9 protein-coding genes and 3 rRNA genes are annotated in these 18,560 nt (G+C 57.0%); 5 read left to right on the top strand and 7 right to left on the bottom strand.

Annotated elements, in window-relative coordinates; translation table 11 throughout:
• Positions 1–42 precede the first annotated feature (42 nt).
• The 3 genes from DKK74_RS00130 (at position 43) to DKK74_RS00120 (ending at position 4,310) form a co-directional block, all read left to right on the top strand.
• Positions 43–2,856 (top strand): ABC transporter ATP-binding protein/permease, encoded by a 2,814-nt coding sequence (locus DKK74_RS00130; protein WP_110412244.1) that lies wholly within the window; start codon positions 43–45, stop codon positions 2,854–2,856.
• Between the two features lie 101 nt (positions 2,857–2,957).
• On the top strand, positions 2,958–3,800 hold the full coding sequence (locus DKK74_RS00125; protein WP_258334390.1) for a formate/nitrite transporter family protein: 843 nt from the start codon (positions 2,958–2,960) through the stop codon (positions 3,798–3,800).
• Between the two features lie 123 nt (positions 3,801–3,923).
• The gene (locus tag DKK74_RS00120; RefSeq protein WP_258334389.1) at positions 3,924–4,310 is read left to right on the top strand and encodes a nuclear transport factor 2 family protein; all 387 of its coding nucleotides are present in this window, start codon (positions 3,924–3,926) and stop codon (positions 4,308–4,310) included.
• Between the two features lie 102 nt (positions 4,311–4,412).
• Here DKK74_RS00120 and DKK74_RS00115 read toward each other — a convergent pair whose 3' ends face one another.
• Both DKK74_RS00115 and DKK74_RS00110 read right to left on the bottom strand, forming a co-directional pair.
• Positions 4,413–5,747: a gluconate:H+ symporter gene (locus tag DKK74_RS00115; RefSeq protein ID WP_110412241.1), complete on the bottom strand. Its 1,335-nt coding sequence runs from the start codon at positions 5,745–5,747 to the stop codon at positions 4,413–4,415.
• A 124-nt stretch (positions 5,748–5,871) separates the two neighbouring features.
• On the bottom strand, positions 5,872–6,651 hold the full coding sequence (locus DKK74_RS00110; protein ID WP_110412240.1) for a glucose 1-dehydrogenase: 780 nt from the start codon (positions 6,649–6,651) through the stop codon (positions 5,872–5,874).
• Positions 6,652–6,972: 321 nt separating this feature from the next.
• On the opposite strand from DKK74_RS00110, the gene DKK74_RS00105 reads away from it, so the two are divergent.
• Positions 6,973–8,007, top strand: coding sequence for a LacI family DNA-binding transcriptional regulator (locus DKK74_RS00105; RefSeq protein ID WP_110412239.1), 1,035 nt, complete (start codon positions 6,973–6,975; stop codon positions 8,005–8,007).
• 155 nt (positions 8,008–8,162) lie between these two features.
• Here the strand turns inward: DKK74_RS00105 and rrf are convergent.
• From rrf to DKK74_RS00085, 5 genes are all read right to left on the bottom strand, one after another.
• A 5S ribosomal RNA gene (rrf, locus tag DKK74_RS00100) occupies positions 8,163–8,279 on the bottom strand.
• Between the two features lie 169 nt (positions 8,280–8,448).
• Positions 8,449–11,519 (bottom strand): 23S ribosomal RNA (locus tag DKK74_RS00095).
• Positions 11,520–11,690: 171 nt separating this feature from the next.
• Entirely contained in the window at positions 11,691–11,912 is a 222-nt protein-coding gene (locus DKK74_RS08660) for a hypothetical protein (protein ID WP_146210516.1), read from the bottom strand.
• A gap of 11 nt (positions 11,913–11,923) precedes the next feature.
• Positions 11,924–13,448 (bottom strand): 16S ribosomal RNA (locus tag DKK74_RS00090).
• Together the 16S, 23S and 5S rRNA genes form the textbook arrangement of a ribosomal RNA operon.
• 526 nt (positions 13,449–13,974) lie before the next feature.
• Positions 13,975–14,811 carry an alpha/beta fold hydrolase gene (locus DKK74_RS00085; RefSeq protein ID WP_181414829.1) on the bottom strand — a complete coding sequence of 279 codons (837 nt, stop codon included), beginning with the start codon at positions 14,809–14,811 and terminating at the stop codon, positions 13,975–13,977.
• Positions 14,812–15,395: 584 nt separating this feature from the next.
• Between DKK74_RS00085 and DKK74_RS00080 the strand changes: the two genes are divergently transcribed.
• Positions 15,396–18,383 (top strand): glycoside hydrolase family 3 protein, encoded by a 2,988-nt coding sequence (locus tag DKK74_RS00080; protein ID WP_110412237.1) that lies wholly within the window; start codon positions 15,396–15,398, stop codon positions 18,381–18,383.
• Positions 18,384–18,560: the final 177 nt, after the last annotated feature.

The following is an 18,560-nucleotide window of genomic DNA, read 5'->3' as shown; positions in this document are numbered from 1 at the left end:
ATGCCATCGAGCCATTGAGAATCCAGAAAGCGGAGGACGACGGTGCTGCAGATCGAACACATCTCCAAACAGTACAAAACAGGGGACTTCGTCCAGCAGGCCTTGAATGATGTCAGCGTCAACCTGCGCGACAACGAATTCGTGGCCATCCTGGGCCCCTCCGGCTCCGGCAAGACCACCCTGCTCAACATCATCGGCGGGCTGGACCGCTATGACCAGGGCGACCTGATCATCAACGGCACCTCCACCAAAAAGTACAAGGACCGGGACTGGGACTCCTACCGCAACCACACCGTGGGCTTCGTCTTTCAGAGTTACAACCTGATCCCCCACCAGAGCATCCTGTCCAACGTTGAGCTGGCCCTGACCATCTCGGGCGTACACCGGCAGGAGCGGCGGGAGCGGGCCAGGAAGGCCCTGGAGCAGGTGGGGCTGGGTCAGCATGTGAACAAGCGGCCCAACCAGCTCTCTGGCGGGCAGATGCAGCGGGTGGCCATCGCCAGGGCCCTGGTCAACAACCCCCGCATCCTCCTGGCCGACGAGCCCACCGGAGCCCTGGACTCCGAGACCTCCATCCAGATCATGGACCTGCTCAAGGAGGTGGCCCAGGACCGGCTGGTGGTCATGGTCACCCACAACCCGGAGCTGGCCCACCAGTACGCCACCAGAATCGTAGAGCTGCACGACGGCTCCGTGATCAGCGACTCCGACCCCCTGCCCGACGACCAGGTACCCATCCGCCGGGCCCGCCACCGCACCTTCGGCAAGGCCTCCATGGGGTTGCTGACATCCTTGTCGTTGAGTTTCAACAATCTTCGGACCAAGAAAGCCAGGACTGCACTCACAGCCTTCGCCGGATCCATCGGCATCATCGGCATCGCCCTGATCCTGTCGGTATCCACCGGGGTCAACCGCTACATCGACAGGGTGCAGCGGGAGACCATGACCTCCTACCCCATCACCATTCAGGAGCAGTCCTTCGACCTGAACAAGATAGTGGACTCCGCCCAGGAATCCCAGAAGGAGGCCAAGGCCCACAAGGATCTCAAGGCCATCCAGCCGGACGACTCCAGCATCAAGGGGGCCTCCAGCCTGACCAGCAGCATCACCCAGAACAATCTGACAGACTTCAAAAAATACTTGGATAATCCCAAGAGCGAGATCCATCAATACGTGGGTTCCGTAGGCATCCAGTACTCCTACGCCACCAAGTTCGCGGTCTTCGGGCACGACCCGGACGGTAAGCTGGTCTCTGCGGACAAGGTGACCATGAGCGGGCAGGACGAAGCCAGCTCCACCGCCAGCCAGATGGCCACGGCCAACACCGACAGCGACATGGGCGACATCCAGTCCATGCAGATGTCCTACCTGACCGGCAAGACCGAGAAGAACAAGGCTCCGGAGATCTTCGGCGAAATCATGCCGGGGGCCGATGCCAAGACTACCATCAGCAAGGTGGTGACCGACAACTACCAGGTGGTGAACGGCACCTGGCCCAAGGCCAAGGATCAGGTGGTCCTGGTGCTGGACAAGAACAACCAGATGCCCGTCACCAGCCTCTACAAGCTGGGCATCCTCCCCTCCAGCCAATACACCGATATGATGAACAAACTCAACAGCGGGCAGGAGGTCAAGGTCGACACCAAGCCCATCGAATACGCCAAGGCCATGGACCAGAAGCTTTCCCTGGTGCCCGCTGCGAACCAGTATGCCAAGGGGACCGACGGCCACTACCATTACATCGGCGACAGCACCGACCAGATGTCCAAGGCCGCCGACCAGGGTCTGCAGCTGCACATAGTCGGCATCGTTCGCCCCAACCAGGGGGCCAAGGCCACGCCACTCAAGGTCGGCGTCGGCTATACCCGCCAGCTGACCGATTACCTGATTGACCAGGCCAAGACCAGCCCCATCGTCACCGACCAGGAGGCTGACCAGGGCCACAGCGTCCTCAACGGGATGGCCTTCGCCCCTGCCGACGATGCCGCCAAGGCCAACGATGCCAAGGCCTACATCGCATCCTTGGGCGTCAGCCAGAAGGCCAGCATGGCCCAGGAGATCATGAAAGGCTCGGCAGCCATGGCCGGCCAGGAGGCCCAGGGCCGGGCAGGGGCCGCTGCAAGAGCCCAAGGTTCTGCAGGAGCATCCGCTGAGCAACAGACGGCCCAGGCCTTCGACCAGTACATCGCCACCGCCCCGCAGGACGCCCTGGTCGCCATCTACAACCAGTACGTCTCCACCGGCACCTACGCCGACAACCTGAGCGACTTCGGCCTGATCTCCCGAGACGCCCCCTCCCGCATCAGCATCTACACGGACAGCTTCGAGAACAAGAATTCTGTGGGTGATGCCATCAAGCACTACAACGACAAGGCCGCGGAGAAGAACAGGATCGTCTATACCGACTACGTGGGCCTGATGATGAATTCAGTCACCACCATCATCAACGTCATCACCTACGTGCTGATAGCCTTCGTCGGAGTCTCGCTGGTGGTTTCCTCCATCATGATCGGCATCATCACCTACATATCGGTTCTGGAACGCACCAAGGAGATCGGCATCCTGCGCGCCATGGGCGCCTCCAAGCGGAATGTATCCAACGTCTTCAATGCCGAAACCGGCCTGATCGGACTTCTGGCGGGCCTGCTGGGGGTGGGCATCACCCTGCTGCTGATCATCCCGGCCAACAGCATCATGCACCACTTCATGGGCACCACCGAGGTGAACGCGGCCCTGCCTGCTTCAGGCGGGATAGCCTTGGTCATTCTGAGCGTGGTCCTGACCCTGATTGGCGGCCTGATCCCCTCACGGAAGGCAGCCAAGCAGGATCCTGCCACCGCCCTGCGCACCGAGTGACACTGGCAAAGAAGTGAATTCCCGCACAGTCGGGCCCTAAGGCCGGCCTTCCCCCGCTCGGGAATGCCATAATGAACCCCGTGAATGAGCAACCCAATCAGATGACAGATCAACAAAACAGACAACCCCTCTTCCCCGGACGGGCCTTCATCAGCACCGTCCTGGACGTGGTCGAGAGCAAGAAGACCATGAGCGGCGCCCTGACCGGCAAGTACATGCAACGAGCGACCATGGCTGGCCTCTTTGTGGGTATCTTCTTCACGGCTTTCTTCGTCATCATGGGTCAGGCCGGCCAAAACCCCGCCGACCACGGTCTGATCATGGCAGGCCGGGTCCTGGCGGCGACCACCTTCGGCTGGGCCCTGGTCCTGATCTACTACACCAACTCCGAACTGCTGACCTCCAACATGATGGTGGTCACCATAGGCGCCTATCACAAGCGCCTGGGCTGGCTGGCCTCCCTGCGGATCCTGGTCCTCTGCCTTCTGGGCAACCTGGCCGGAGCCCTGATCGTGGCCGTCATCCTGCGCTTCTCATCCATCGTCAGCGGTCCGACCCTGGACCAGATGCTGGCGGCCTCGGCCACCAAGACCGGCTACGTCTCCGCCGGCCCCATGGGCTTCGCCGACCTGTTCGTGCGCGGCATCCTGTGCAACTTCTGCATCAACATCGCCATGCTCATGGTCTACAACGGCAAGCTTTCCAACGACTTCACCAAGTGCATCATCATGGTCGTGGCCGTCTTCGTCTTCGCCTTCTGCGGGTTCGAGCACTCGATAGCGGATTCGGCCCTCTTCCTCATCCTGGGCGTCTTCGGGCGGGTCAACGCCTGGAAGGCGATCCTGGTGGTCCTGGTGGCCATGCTGGGCAACTACATAGGCGGCGGCATCCTGATCGGTCTGAACTTCGCCACCATGAACGACGAGCGCCACTTCAAGGCCTGATAGCCTTCCCGTCAGTCACCATCCACCTGCTCATCGTGATTTCAGACGCGCTTACGAGCCTGAGCAAAGACACCTGTCATGAAGAAACTCAAAAACCTATATACAGGCAGAAAGCGAAGGTTCATGATGAGCGAAAGTGAGACGGCAGCCAACAAGTCCCTTGTGCAGGAATTCTACAACCAGGTCTTCAGCCAGGGAGATATCAGCAACCTCGACAGGTTCATGCGGGACGACTACATCCAGCACAACCCAACACGTGCCGATGGGAAGTCAGGATTCCTGGAGTTCATCAAGGGCTTTCTGTCCCTGGGCCCGCAAATTGACATCATCAGACTGAACGGCGAGGACGACATGGTCTATGTCTTCTTCAAGTGCACATTGAAGAACGGCCATGTCAACAAGGTCTGCGATATCTACCGGCTGCAGGATGACCAGCTGGCCGAGCCCTGGGATATCATCGAGCACAACGTAGAAGGCGTGAAGTCACGCAACGACAACGGCCTCTTCTGACCCCAAATTCGAGGAGGGACAACTCCTACAGCATCACTTGCCGTAGGAGTTGTCCCTCCCCCATTTCTTTAGCGGAGACTATACCTCGTTCCCCAAGGTCCCTCAGACCACCAGCGAAAGCAGGAGGACTGCAGCAAGGCCGGTCACAGAAAGAACCGTGGTCACCGTGGTCCAGGACATGAATGTCTCCTTCAGACTGAGTCCGAAGTACTCCTTGATCATCCAGAAGCCTGCGTCGTTGACGTGATCGGCCACGACGGACCCTGCCCCTACAGCCAGAACCATCAGGGCCGGATTGACGGGAGACATGGCCATCAGAGGTGCAACCAGACCGGCGGCCGTCAGCGAAGCCACTGTAGCGGAACCCAAGCATACCCGGAGAACCGCTGCTACCAGCCAGGCCGCGATCAGCGGCGGCATGTTGATGTGAGCGAACAGGGTGGAAATGTAATCGGAGATGCCGCCATCCACCAGAACCTGCTTGAAAGCGCCACCACCACCAAGGATGAGCAGCATCATGGCGATTTGCTTGACCGATTCCGCCATGGACCCGGCAATCTCAGGCATTTTCTTGCCTCGGGCATATCCCATGGACCACACTGCAAAGATCAAAGAGAGCAACATGGCGATGTCAGGGGCGCCGATGAACTCGATGACCTTGGTGACAAGTGCGCCCTTGGGCAGAATGAAGGAACAGATCGTGGCCACCGCGATCAGAACGACCGGCATCATGGAGGTCAAAACGCTGATCCAGAATCCGGGCGTGTCCTTCTCTTCGAACTCCTTGAAGTCGCCCAAGACGGCTACATCAATGTTTTCGTGGTACATCGATGGGCAAACACGGTGGAGGAAGGAGTTGAAAAGGGGGCCGGCAACGATGATCGTGGGAATGGAAACAATAATGCCGTAGATCAGGACCTGGCCCATACTGGCGCCTAGAGTCGCGGTGATGGCCGTGGGCGCAGGGTGAGGTGGCAGGAATGCGTGAGTCACATTCAGAGTGGCTGCCATGGGAATACCCAGATACATGAGTGGCATGTCCAATTCCCGCGCGATGACGAAGATAATTGGCAGAAGAACCACCAAACCCACCTCGAAGAAGAGCGCCAGTCCGATTACGAAGGATGCCAGCACCACGGCTATCTGGATGCGTTTGCGCCCAAAATGTCTGATCAGAGTCATAGCTATGCGATGGCCGCCGCCGGAGTCAGAGACGAGTTTGCCCAGCATAGAGCCGAATCCAAAGATGATGGCAAGATGACCTAATTGACCCCCGATACCATTCTCAATGGTAGTAGGAATCTTATCCGGAGGAATCTGCAGAACCAGAGCTGCCAATATGGATGTGATGATCAGGGAGACGAAGGTGTTGAGCTTGACCTTGACTATAAGGAATATAAGCACTGCTACGGCGCAGGCAACTATGAGAAGCTTCATTGGATCCTCTTTTGTGAGTGGTTTCAGATATCATGCTCAGAATTCCCGATCTACATCGATCGGAGGATGAAGAGAAGAGCCGACACCCCGGCCGACAGCTTGAGCCGAGGATATGGCATTGCAATTAACGCAGAAGGTAACCGCCGTCTACAGGTATCATGACTCCGGTCATGTAGTCTGAAGCCTTGGAGCAGAGGAAGACCATGGCACCCTTGAGTTCCGAGGGCTGTCCCCAGCGCCCTGCGGGAATATGATCCCTGATCTCTACGCTGCGAACAGGGTCTTCCTGGAGGGCTTTGGTCATGGGAGTGTCAATATAGCCCGGAGCTATTCCGTTGACCTGAACGTTGTAGGGTGCCAAGGCATCTGCATAAGCCCGCGTAAGCCCCATGACCGCATGCTTGCTGGCGGCGTAGGGGAAGATATATTTCCCCGCTCGGTAAGACTGCATCGAACCGATATTGATAATCTTGCCTGAACGCTGCTTCATCATCACCTTGGCCACCGCATGTGACAGGTAGTACAGGGCGTTCAAGTTGAGGTCAATGACGGCCCGCCAATCCTCGTCGGGGAACTCATCTAATGGGTGGCGACGCTGCATACCGGCATTGTTGATAAGGACATCGATCCTGCCGAACTCCTTCATCGCCGTCTCCACCACCTTATCGGCGGCGCCCTCCTGCGTAATGTCCTGCTTCAGGAGGACCAGACGACGCCCCTGGGCCTGGACGAATTCCCTGATCTTGTCCCAGTTTTTCTCCGTGCTCGAAACGACCATGACATCGGCTCCAACCTGGGTCACAGCCTGTGTATAGTACTCACCCAGGCCACTAGCACCGCCCGTAATGACGACCACCTTGCCTGTCAGGGCGAAGCTCTGTAACGAGAAATCATCGTCCACCATCGACAACATCCTTTCGCTGAACACTTAGCACCTTGTCTTGGTAGCGCTTACCTCCGCTGCGTTGGTTAAGGCCTCAGTGTTTTTTATTGGTTTATCGATATCACTTGCATTGAAAACGGCAACGTTTTATGAGGTTTATCGATTAACCTTAGGTATACATGGTTTGCCCCATTATGTCAATCCGGTCCGCTCCGTAACCTCTCTAGTCACATTGTCGGAGTAATCCAAAACCCGGGCTACATAGTGAGGTAAAACGAATAAGGACCAGTGCCCCCGCTACGTATACAAGGCTGGATAAGGGCGCGAATCTCAGGAGGATGCATGAGTAAGGCGACGATAGCGGATATTGCTCGTGAGGCCGGAGTCTCAGTCACCACTGTTTCGCGTTTCATCAACGGCAACTACCGGAAGATGAGTCCTGCCACCAGACTACGCATCCAGGCAACAGTGAATCGGCTCGATTACACGCCCCGGGCTTCGGCAAGGCAGCTAAGACGAGGACAGAGCATGATCGTCGGCGTTATCGTCGGTGATATCTCCAATGTTTTCTCCTCGCTTCTTTTCAAGGGAATCTACAACGTCCTGCAGCCTTCCGGTTACGACATCATGCTGATGAACTCCAACAATTCAGTCGACCAGGAAAAGGATGAAATTGAGAGACTGCTATCCCAGCAAGTAGACGGTTTGATTATCCAGCCTAATGCCTGCTATTTTGAAGCCTACAAGTCTATTTCAACTGCTCATCTACCCCTGGTCATGGTTGACAGACTAACCGGGGATCAACCCCACCAGATCAGCCAGGTAGCCAGCGACAATTTTGACTCATGCTTCTCCCTTGGTTCCAAGCTCTTGTCCGGACCCTATCGGAAAGTAGTAGTTCTGAGCCGAGTGCTGAGCCAGGTATCCGCCCAGACCATACGCGCAGAAGGGTTTGAACGGGCATCCCAAGCCTTGAAGAAGAAATATGTCAGAATAGAGATGGGTGATCATGACGGATCATGGTTGTCCAAACAAATCAGGAAAGAAATCGCCGACATGGCAGAGGATGGCAGCACCGGCAAGACTCTCCTGGTTTCTTTGATGGGCCCGCTCCTCTTCGAAACACTCGCCTCTCTCCGGGAACTCGGACTCGTTTTCCCTAGAGACTTGGGCCTGGTAAGTTTCGACGACTGGGACTGGTCACAATACGTGGAAAACGGTATCTACCTGCTTGAACAGGATCCTAAAGCAATGGGTGAGCAGGCCGCTTCCAATCTCTGCCTGCAGATGAAAGAGGCAAAGGCCGGCCGCGACCCTTATGGGGTTAGCAAAAGTTATAGCCTGCCAGTCAAGAATGTTCCAGCTCCCTCTGTCTAAGAACGTAGATCAGAGTTTACCTGTACAGGAGTCAAGGTCTCCTAGGCCAGGTCCGCCTGTAATACCGTTCGGCTTAATCTAGCCAATTTGAAGTTCATCTCTTTAAGAAAAAAGGCCTCGGGCGCTTATGCGTCTCGAGGCCTTTCAATGTGTTGTGGCGGCGGTGTGCTACTCTCCCACACTCTTCCGGGTGCAGTACCATTGCCGTGCTGGGTCTTAGCTTCCGGGTTCGGAATGGGACCGGGCGTCTCCCCCAGGCCATGACCGCCGCGAATCTTCAATTCTTCCGATCCCGTGGGGGGTCGGGGTTTCCTGGCGGTTTGGGGACCGGATGGTGGACGCGTGTTCCGTGTGCTTCGATCGCCTGTGGCCGTCCGTGCATATTGCCGCAGGTCGTATCCGCAGTAAGGGTTGATGCCGCCACCCCTCCAGGGGGTGGGTGTTGTGTTGTCTTCGACCATTAGTGCCGGTCGGCTCCGCCCCTTGCGGGGTGTCCACGTCCGGTCTATCGACCATGTGTTCTGCATGGGGTCTTCAGAAGCCCTGAGGCTTCATGGAATCCTTATCTTGGAGGGGGCTTCCCGCTTAGATGCTTTCAGCGGTTATCCCATCCGAACGTAGCCAACCGGCCGTGCCGCTGGCGCGACAACCGGCATACCAGAGGTTCGTCCACCCAGGTCCTCTCGTACTATGGGCAGGGCTCCTCAAGATTCCAACGAGCGCAGAGGATAGAGACCAAACTGTCTCACGACGTTCTGAACCCAGCTCGCGTGCCGCTTTAATCGGCGAACGGCCGAACCCTTGGGACCTGCTCCAGCCCCAGGATGCGACGAGCCGACATCGAGGTGCCAAACCATCCCGTCGATATGGACTCTTGGGGATGATCAGCCTGTTATCCCCGGGGTACCTTTTATCCGTTGCGCGATGCCGCGTCCGTACGCCGGCACCGGATCACTATCTCCGACTTTCGTCCCTGCTCGACCCGTCGTTCTCGCAGTCAAGCTCCCTTGTGCGATTGCACTCAACACCCGATTGCCAACCGGGCTGAGGGAACCCTTGGGCGCCTCCGTTACTCTTTGGGAGGCAACCGCCCCAGTTAAACTACCCGCCAGGCACTGTCCCTGGCCGGGATGACCGGCCGAGGTTAGAGGCCAGATGAGGACAGAGCGGTATTTCACATTACGGCTCCACGGATGCTGGCGCACCCGCTTCGAAGCCTCCCGCCTATGCTACACAGTCCGCACCTAACGCCAATACCAAGGTATAGTAAAGGTCCCGGGGTCTTTTCGTCCTTCTGCGCTTAACGAGCATCTTTACTCGTACTGCAATTTCGCCGAGCTCCTGGTCGAGACAGTGGGGAAGTCGTTACGCCATTCGTGCAGGTCGGAACTTACCCGACAAGGAATTTCGCTACCTTAGGATGGTTATAGTTACCACCGCCGTTTACCGGGGCTTGAATTCACCGCTGCCCCCTCCGAAGAGGGATGACGGATCCTCTTAACCTTCCGGCACCGGGCAGGCGTCAGTGCATATACAGCGACTTACGTCTTCGCATGCACCTGTGTTTTTGGTAAACAGTCGCTACCCCCTGGTCTGTGCCGCCCCCGCCGGCTCCGCGCGTGAAGCGCCTCACCGGCAGGGGCCTCCCTTATACCGAAGGCACGGGAGTGATTTGCCGAGTTCCTTGACCAGGATTCGCTCGATCGCTTTGGTATACTCTACCTGACCACCAGTGTCGGTTTAGGGTACGGGCGGCGCCACTCCTCACGCCGAAGCTTTTCTCGACGGAACGGCACACCGGATTCGGGGCACAAGACCCCCCATCATCACACCTCGCGCTCATGCCGGGCGGATTTGCCTGCCCGACGCGCCGCATGCTTGACCACGGATAACCACCACCGCGGCCCGGCTCCCGTTCCGTGTCACTCCCGCGCTACCCGCCACGCATCCACACGCCGGTCCCATGCCATCGGACGGTCCGAAGACCACCACCCGACACAGGTAAGGGCACGCTTCCACGTCTTGGATTGGACGGCTTGACGCCGGTAGGAGAATATCGACTCCTTCATCCATTCGACTACGCCTGTCGGCCTCGCCTTAGGACCCGACTCACCCGGGGACGACGAACGTGGCCCCGGAACCCTTGGTCATCCAGCGGGCGGGATTCTCACCCGCCTCTCGCTACTCATGTCTGCATTCTCACTTCCACGCGGTCCACGGCCGGCTCACGCCGCCGCTTCACCCCACGCGGAACGCTCTCCTACCCAGCACAGCAAACTGCGCTGCCGCGTCTTCGGTGGCGTGCTTGAGCCCCGCTACATTATCGGCGCGGAACCACTAGACCAGTGAGCTGTTACGCACTCTTTCAAGGATGGCTGCTTCTGAGCCAACCTCCTGGCTGTCTATGCGACTCCACATCCTTTCCCACTTAGCACGCGCTTAGGGACCTTAGACGACGATCTGGGCTGTCTCCCTCTCGACGACGGAGCTTATCCCCCGCCGACTCACTGCCGCGATACACCTCACACGTATTCGGAGTTTGGCTGCTGTCGGTACCCGATACGGGCCCTCAAGCATCCAGTAGCTCTACCCCATGGAGGCACTCACGCGACGCTGCACCGAAATGCATTTCGGAGAGAACCAGCTATCACGGAATTTGATTGGCCTTTCACCCCTAGCCCCAGGTCATCGGCCCGGTTTTCAACCCAGGTCCGTTCGGTCCTCCACGCGGTCTTACCCGCGCTTCAACCTGCCCAGGGCTAGATCATCCCGCTTCGGGTCCAGGACACGCGACTGGAAACGCCCTTATCGGACTCGCTTTCGCTACGGCTGCCCCACACGGGTTAGCCTCGCCACGCACCACTGACTCGCAGACTCATTTTTCGATAGGCACGCCGTCACCCCGAAAGGCTCCGACGGATTGTAGGCACACGGTTTCAGAAACTCTTTCACTCCCCTCCCGGGGTGCTTTTCACCTTTCCCTCACGGTACTCGTACGCTATCGGTCAGACAGGAATATTCAGGCTTACCCCACGGTCGGGGCCGATTCACACGGGATTCCACGAGTCCCGCGCTACTTGGGAACAAGAACCGGCAGGCGGCGCGCCTTCGGCTACGGGGCCATCACCCTCTACGGCCGGGAATTCAATCCCGTTCGCCTCACACGCCGCTTTATCACTGCCGCCGGGCCCGTCGGAGCCCGGACGCCAAGTCCCACAACACCCATGCCGCAACCCCCGACGGGTCTCACACGGCACCGGTTTGGCCATCATCCGCTTTCGCTCGCCACTACTCACGGAATATCCTTTCCTGCAGGTACTGAGATGTTTCACTTCCCTGCGTACCCCCCGCACGAATGCGGTGCCGGCCCATAACAGCCGGCGGGTTACCCCATTCGGACACCCTCGGATCAAAGCCCTGTCGGCGGCTCCCCGAGGCCTATCGCGGCCCCACGCGTCCTTCATCGGTCCTGTCTGCCAAGGCATCCACCATGCGCCCTTGCCGACAACACGACCACAGGCCATGCCACGACAACAACAACTGCGAACTGCCAGACGACAAATCATCACACTAAACGATCACAAAACGATCGACCCGAACCCACTCACATGGGCCCGGACGAAACAATACAGCAGACAGCCAGCACAACAGCCAGCCATCCGCTCGCGTCCACTATCCAGTTCTCAAACCACCAGCACACCATCAGGACCCGCCACAGGGCAAAACCCCACGCAGGACCCGACGGGCATCAGGAACACCACCCACAAGGGTGGCGGTCCGGGAACCCAACAGCGCATCCATGCCACAGCCTCAAGACCGTTCCACGCCAGCACGCCCACGCCAGCCAGCCATCCGGCCGACCCGCAGGCACGACCCCCACGCAGACCACGCAGGGGAATTTCCATAATCTCCGTAGAAAGGAGGTGATCCAGCCGCACCTTCCGGTACGGCTACCTTGTTACGACTTAGTCCCAATCGCGGACCTCACCTTAGACGGCTCCCCCCCTCACGGGTTGGGCCACCGGCTTCGGGTGCTGCCCACTTTCATGACTTGACGGGCGGTGTGTACAAGGCCCGGGAACGCATTCACCGCGGCGTTGCTGATCCGCGATTACTAGCGACTCCGCCTTCACGGAGCCGGGTTGCAGGCTCCGATCCGAACTGAGACCGGTTTTCAGGGATCCGCTCCATGTCACCATGTCGCATCCCGCTGTACCGGCCATTGTAGCATGCGTGAAGCCCTGGACGTAAGGGGCATGATGATCTGACGTCATCCCCACCTTCCTCCGGGTTAACCCCGGCGGTCCCCCGTGAGTTCCCACCATAACGTGCTGGCAACACGAGGCGAGGGTTGCGCTCGTTGCGGGACTTGACCCAACATCTCACGACACGAGCTGACGACGACCATGCACCACCTGTGAACCGGCCCCGAAGGGAAGCCACGTCTCCGCGGCCGTCCGGCACATGTCAAGCCCAGGTAAGGTTCTTCGCGTTGCATCGAATTAATCCGCATGCTCCGCCGCTTGTGCGGGCCCCCGTCAATTTCTTTGAGTTTTAGCCTTGCGGCCGTACTCCCCAGGCGGGATGCTTAACGCGTTAGCTCCGACACGGAACCCGTGGAACGGGCCCCACATCCAGCATCCACCGTTTACGGCGTGGACTACCAGGGTATCTAATCCTGTTCGCTCCCCACGCTTTCGCTCCTCAGCGTCAGTGACGGCCCAGAGACCTGCCTTCGCCATCGGTGTTCTTCCCGATATCTACACATTCCACCGTTACACCGGGAATTCCAGTCTCCCCTACCGCACTCCAGTCCGCCCGTACCCGGCGCCGATCCACCGTTAAGCGATGGACTTTCACACCAGACGCGACGAACCGCCTACGAGCTCTTTACGCCCAATAAATCCGGATAACGCTTGCACCCTACGTATTACCGCGGCTGCTGGCACGTAGTTAGCCGGTGCTTATTCGAAAGGTACACTCACTCTCGCTTGCTCCCAATCAAAAGCGGTTTACAACCCGAAGGCCGTCATCCCGCACGCGGCGTCGCTGCATCAGGCTTGCGCCCATTGTGCAATATTCCCCACTGCTGCCTCCCGTAGGAGTCTGGGCCGTATCTCAGTCCCAATGTGGCCGGTCGCCCTCTCAGGCCGGCTACCCGTCGAAGCCTTGGCAGGCCATCACCCCGCCAACAAGCTGATAGGACGCGACCCCATCCCATGCCGGTAAACCCTTTCCCACACCATCATGCGACGGTGCGGAGCATCCGGCATTACCACCCGTTTCCAGGAGCTATTCCGAAGCATGGGGCAGGTTGGTCACGCATTACTCACCCGTTCGCCACTCTCACCAGGCAGCAAGCTGCCCGGATCCCGTTCGACTTGCATGTGTTAAGCACGCCGCCAGCGTTCATCCTGAGCCAGAATCAAACCCTCCACAAAAAACCATGAAGAAGGCCGAAACAGCCCACATCAATAATTGACGGGCCAGCTTCCATAAGGAGGAAACCAACCCACGAAAAACCCCGACACCAATTACACGCTCCCACGAAACCCCACAACAGAGGAAGGCATCGGACTGGCAATCAAAAAGCTATAAGTAGCACAAACACGCTCTTGAGTTCTCAAACCACCACCACACCAACAGTTCCAAGCCCTCCGAAGAGTTCTCATCACTGCCGGGCAGCAAGAAGTAAACTTACACGAACTTAGGTCGTCCTGCAAATTGGCATAGAAAGATATCGGAGGATCCCAATGATTCCGGGGATTCTACGGCGTGTCGATTTTCATCGACATAGACCCCGTTTCATCGACCTTCGTCTATCCAGGAACCCCGCACACTCTTCAGCGAGGCTCAAACCAATATCTTCAATGACTTATATTAGTAGATTTAGTACCTTGCAGGATGTATTTCCACCATGCGGATGAGCCCGAATGGTGAGGTAGCTGTTCCTTCATTAATCATGCGCTACAGGCAGATGGCTTTAACCGTTGCCGCGAAGCGTTCTGGCTCATCCCATTGTGGGCAGTGCCCGGACCGGTTAAAGCGGATAAACCGATGCGGGCTCTTTAACCCATCTGCAAACCGCTCAACCAGACTGCCCGGCAGATGACGGTCATACTTGCCACTGATGAAATATACCGGCGCCCCGAAGGAGGTCTGCCCGCTGAAATCGACCTGCTCCAGCTCTGCGTCCAATCGAGCGCGAGATTGAGCTACCCCCTTGGCGTGGTTGAGCAGACGCGACCAGTTGTAGTAAGGCGAGCGCACGTAGGTCATGATCCGCCCCAGGGACTCGAACAGCATGGCAGCCCCTCCACGAGACAGCAGCTCATTGATCATCAGCACCATGTCAGCAGCTCCGCTCTCCCTGCTGACGACCGAACCGAGCCGGGGACCCAAATTCTGTTGCCCCCAATGCCGTCTGAGCCGAAGAGCGGCGCGCATGCTGACAACCTGTCCAAGGCCGATATAGCAGCGAATAAGAGAGGGATACCACTTCACCATCTCCAGCCCTAGGACGCTCCCCCAGGAATGGCCGACGATGATAAGGGAATCCTGTCGGTAGGTTCGAAGAAGCTCTAGCACGAACTGGTGAATATCTTCGACCATCGAATCAATGGTCACCACCTCGTCAGGCGCGAAAGGATGGTAGGACAGTCCGCTGCCTCGCTGATCCAGATTGATGAAGCGGAAATCACGCTCCAAGGCCGCGTTGTAGCGCATGGTCAGCGGAATGCAGGCATCGCCCGGACCACCATGGAGGTAAAGGATAATAGGGGCACGGCGAGGGGCTGGATTCATTGAGAAAACCAAACGCGTGCCATTGATTTGCGTCCTATATAGGCGAGAACGGCTGTGAACCATGTCGGCACGACTAGTCATAGAGTTATTTTATCCGCATTTGTATCTGTACCTTTATATCTTGTATATCTTGCCTTATGACCGCACTGGCACCCCCTCCCCAGAGGTATAGAACCGGGAACATTCAATTGCGGTAGAACCCGTTTCTTTAAGAGTTGTCCGTCATCATCGCAGTCCAGGACGACTCCGTCCCGGCAGTTTGGTCGTTCGCTGCAAAAGAAAACTGCTTCACACGTGCCCTGCCAAGCCGAACCAAACAAGGAAAGGTCTTCACCACATACACCGATACAGGTCATAAATCGATTCAAGTTATGCGGCAAATTCGGCAATTCGCGCATGTGCAGCCACAGAAACAGGTCATAAATGTTTAACTGAAACCGTGGCATAAAGGCGTGTCGATGCAGCTGAAGGTCGCTCGCCCACCCTGGAGACGGATCACAGTTCAAATGCTCCGTCTACTTCGTGACCGGTCCATAGTCGTGACCGGGTGAAGCTTCGGCAGAGAACAGAGGGAAGTAGCGAACATGCTCAATATTAATCTGAGCGATGTGGTCGCCGTACTCAAGTCGCTGATTCCGCAGTTGACGGTCATTGGCGTCTTTCTGATACTGGCACTGCTGATTACAATCACGGTGAACAAGCACACCGTCAAAAACGTAGCCAACCGGAAGATGATCCACTCCCAGTCCTGGCTGGTAACCTTTGTGGCCGTCGTCGTAGCTCTGACGACCATGCTTCTGGGACCCTTATCCAACCTGATCACCAAGTCCACTAGCAAACATGAGCTCCAGCCCGCAACGGTGACCGCGGCCAGGAATTTGGCCAAGAATATCCAACGTGAGTCGATCACCCTGCTGCAGAACACCGATCATGCGTTACCTCTAGAAGAACAGAAGGTCAACGTCTTCGGCTGGGCCTCGACCAACCCCGTCTATGGCGGCACAGGCTCAGGATCCATGTCGGCTGATAATCCCACCACCAGCCTGCTTGACGGTCTTCACCAGTCAGGCTTGAAGACTAACACCGAACTGTCCGATTTCTACAGGCACTACCGTGCCGACCGACCAACAGTAGGCATGTTCGCCCAAGATTGGACACTGCCGGAACCAGACGCTACAAAATACACCAAGAAGCTCATAGACGATGCAGCGCACTTCTCTGATACTGCCATCGTGGTCATTGGCAGAGTCGGTGGGGAAGGTGCCGATCTTCCGATCAACATGAAAGCCAAGGGCATCACTTACCATGACAACGATAAATCTGCACCAGATTTCAAAAATGGTCAGAGCTTCTTGGAGTTGTCCAAGCCCGAGCAGGACATGATCGCCAAGGTTACTGGCACTTTTAACAAAGTCGTTCTGGTCTACAACGGCGCTAATGCGTTCAACCTGAACTTTGTGGGTCAATATCCCCAGATCAAGTCCGTCCTCTGGTGCCCGCCCCCAGGGCAAGCTGGATTCACCGCTTTGGGTGAAGTAATCAAGGGCACAACCAACCCTTCGGGAAGAACCTCTGACACTTTCGTGCGTGATCTAAGCGCAACACCGACTTATCATAATTTCGGTTCATTCACATATACCAACATGGATGACCACCAGGCTACCTACACCGGGTTCACTGGCAAACCGCAGACCGTTACTCCCACTTTCGTCAACTACAACGAGGGCATCTATGTCGGGTACAGGTTCTGGGAAACAGCTGCCAAAGAGGGCCTGATCAACTACGACCAGATGGTCCAGTACCCCTTCGGATATGGCTTGTCGTACACAAGCTTCACTCAGCATATGAGCCCCATCAAACATGACAATGGGAAAATCTCTTTCGATGTGACAGTAACCAACGAAGGTGCGACGAGCGGCCGTGACGCAGTCGAAGTCTACTTCGATCCGCCATACACCGATGGCGGCATCGAGAAAGCAAGCGCAAACCTGATCTCTTTCAAAAAGACCAAGGTCCTAAAGCCTGGAGAGAGTCAGACCATTCCTATCTCCTTCAAGGATGAGGATATGGCCTCTTATGATGCCAACCAGGAGAGGGCCTACGTACTTGATCAGGGGAACTACGAAATCTCGATACGCTCTGATTCCCACCGGCCAATTATGTCGGACACTATCACAATCAATAAATCCGTCATCTACAACCAGAGTAATCCACGTTCAGTCGATAAGGTCGCGGCAACTAATCATTTCGGCGACTTGAAAGGCAACGTGATTTACCTGTCGCGCGCTGGTCATTTTGCCAATTATGCAGAAGCCACAGCAGCGCCGAAGAGCACAGACATGCCTGAGCAAGCAAAGGCCAGGTTCCTGAATAATGACAACTATCATCCCAAGAAGCTAGATAAGGCCGATGACGCAATGCCCACAATGGGAGCCCGCAATGGCATCAGGCTTTATCAGCTGCGCAACAAGTCCTATGACGACCCCATGTGGGAAAAGCTATTGGACCAGCTCAGCGTCAAGGACATGGATAACCTGATCGCTATGAGCGGGTATGGGACACAACCAGTCAAAGGCATCGGCAAGATCGAGCTAACTGATGCCGACGGACCTGCTGCGCTGAACAACAACTTCACTAAGGTCGGCTCTCTTGGCTTCCCATCTTCAACTTCCATGGCCTGTACCTGGAATCCAGATCTGGCATCTGAATATGGCAAGATGATTGGCACTATGGCCCATGACATGGATGTTTCCGGCTGGTATGCACCCGCTTTCAACATCCATCGCAGCGCTTTTGCCGGCAGAAATTTCGAATATTTCTCAGAAGACCCGCAAATCAACGCTGTCTTAGGTTCCAACGAGGTCGCAGGAGCCAAATCCAAGGGTGTCTATTCCTTCATGAAGCACTTCGCTCTAAACGAGCAGGAGACCAACCGCCTCAACATGCTAGCTACCTGGATCAATGAACAAACCATTCGTGAGATCTACCTGAAGCCCTTCCAAACGGCTGTGGTTAAAGGCGGCGCTCAGGCTGCAATGAGCTCACTCAACTACATCGGAACCACCTATGCCGGAGCCTATGCACCGTTGATGAAGGATGTGCTGCGCGGCGAATGGGGATTCCGCGGAATGGTGCTGACCGACTACTTCGGCGTCTATGGTTATCAGAACGCCGATCAACTGATCCGCAACGGGAACGATGCCATGCTGGCTACCACAGACGTGACCAACCACGTCAAGGACAAGAGCGCCACTTCGGTCAAGGCCATGCGCCAGGCCAGCCATAACATCCTCTACACAGTCGTGCACGGATACAAGTACGCCAACGGTGACCCCAAGGTGCAGACCCCGGCCTGGCAGATTGCCCTCTATGTGGCACTGGTTGTGCTGGCCCTAATCTTCCTGGCCCTGGAGTACCTGGCCTTCAGAAGGTTCAAGGCACGGCGCAGCGCTGTCAACGTGGGCACCCTGAGCGATCTGGCAGACGACGCCCGGCAGACCCGCGCTCAGGATCCGGCCAGCATGGAGTCCACGCCATCCGAAAACAGCTCTGACCAAGGGCCGACGGCCTGATCCTCCATCTCTATTGATTTGCTCCTCGGCAGACGGACCTATGCACCGTCCGCCGGGGAGCGGATTGACACACCCGTTGACATCCAGGCGGCATTCATGCCAGGAAAACAACAGGTTATGCAACCCGCTCGAGCAGGCCTCGGCAGTCGGGGAATAATGAAATTCAGTACCAATCCG

The organism is Bifidobacterium asteroides, assembly GCF_003202755.1.
GTDB classification, from domain to species: Bacteria; Actinomycetota; Actinomycetes; order Actinomycetales; family Bifidobacteriaceae; genus Bombiscardovia; species Bombiscardovia asteroides_F.
The sequence above is the reverse complement of the archived record's forward strand: the minus strand, read 5'-3'. Positions and strand labels throughout refer to the sequence as shown.

What these genes read in the sequence shown, in the direction of transcription:
- DKK74_RS08660 (WP_146210516.1), bottom strand. Translation starts at nt 11,912, where the DNA reads ATGGAAATTCCCCTGCGTGGTCTGCGTGGGGGTCGTGCCTGCGGGTCG.
- DKK74_RS00110 (WP_110412240.1), bottom strand. Translation starts at nt 6,651, where the DNA reads ATGGTGGACGATGATTTCTCGTTACAGAGCTTCGCCCTGACAGGCAAG.
- DKK74_RS00080 (WP_110412237.1), top strand. Translation starts at nt 15,396, where the DNA reads ATGCTCAATATTAATCTGAGCGATGTGGTCGCCGTACTCAAGTCGCTG.
- DKK74_RS00120 (WP_258334389.1), top strand. Translation starts at nt 3,924, where the DNA reads ATGATGAGCGAAAGTGAGACGGCAGCCAACAAGTCCCTTGTGCAGGAA.
- DKK74_RS00125 (WP_258334390.1), top strand. Translation starts at nt 2,958, where the DNA reads ATGACAGATCAACAAAACAGACAACCCCTCTTCCCCGGACGGGCCTTC.
- DKK74_RS00085 (WP_181414829.1), bottom strand. Translation starts at nt 14,811, where the DNA reads ATGAATCCAGCCCCTCGCCGTGCCCCTATTATCCTTTACCTCCATGGT.
- DKK74_RS00115 (WP_110412241.1), bottom strand. Translation starts at nt 5,747, where the DNA reads ATGAAGCTTCTCATAGTTGCCTGCGCCGTAGCAGTGCTTATATTCCTT.
- DKK74_RS00105 (WP_110412239.1), top strand. Translation starts at nt 6,973, where the DNA reads ATGAGTAAGGCGACGATAGCGGATATTGCTCGTGAGGCCGGAGTCTCA.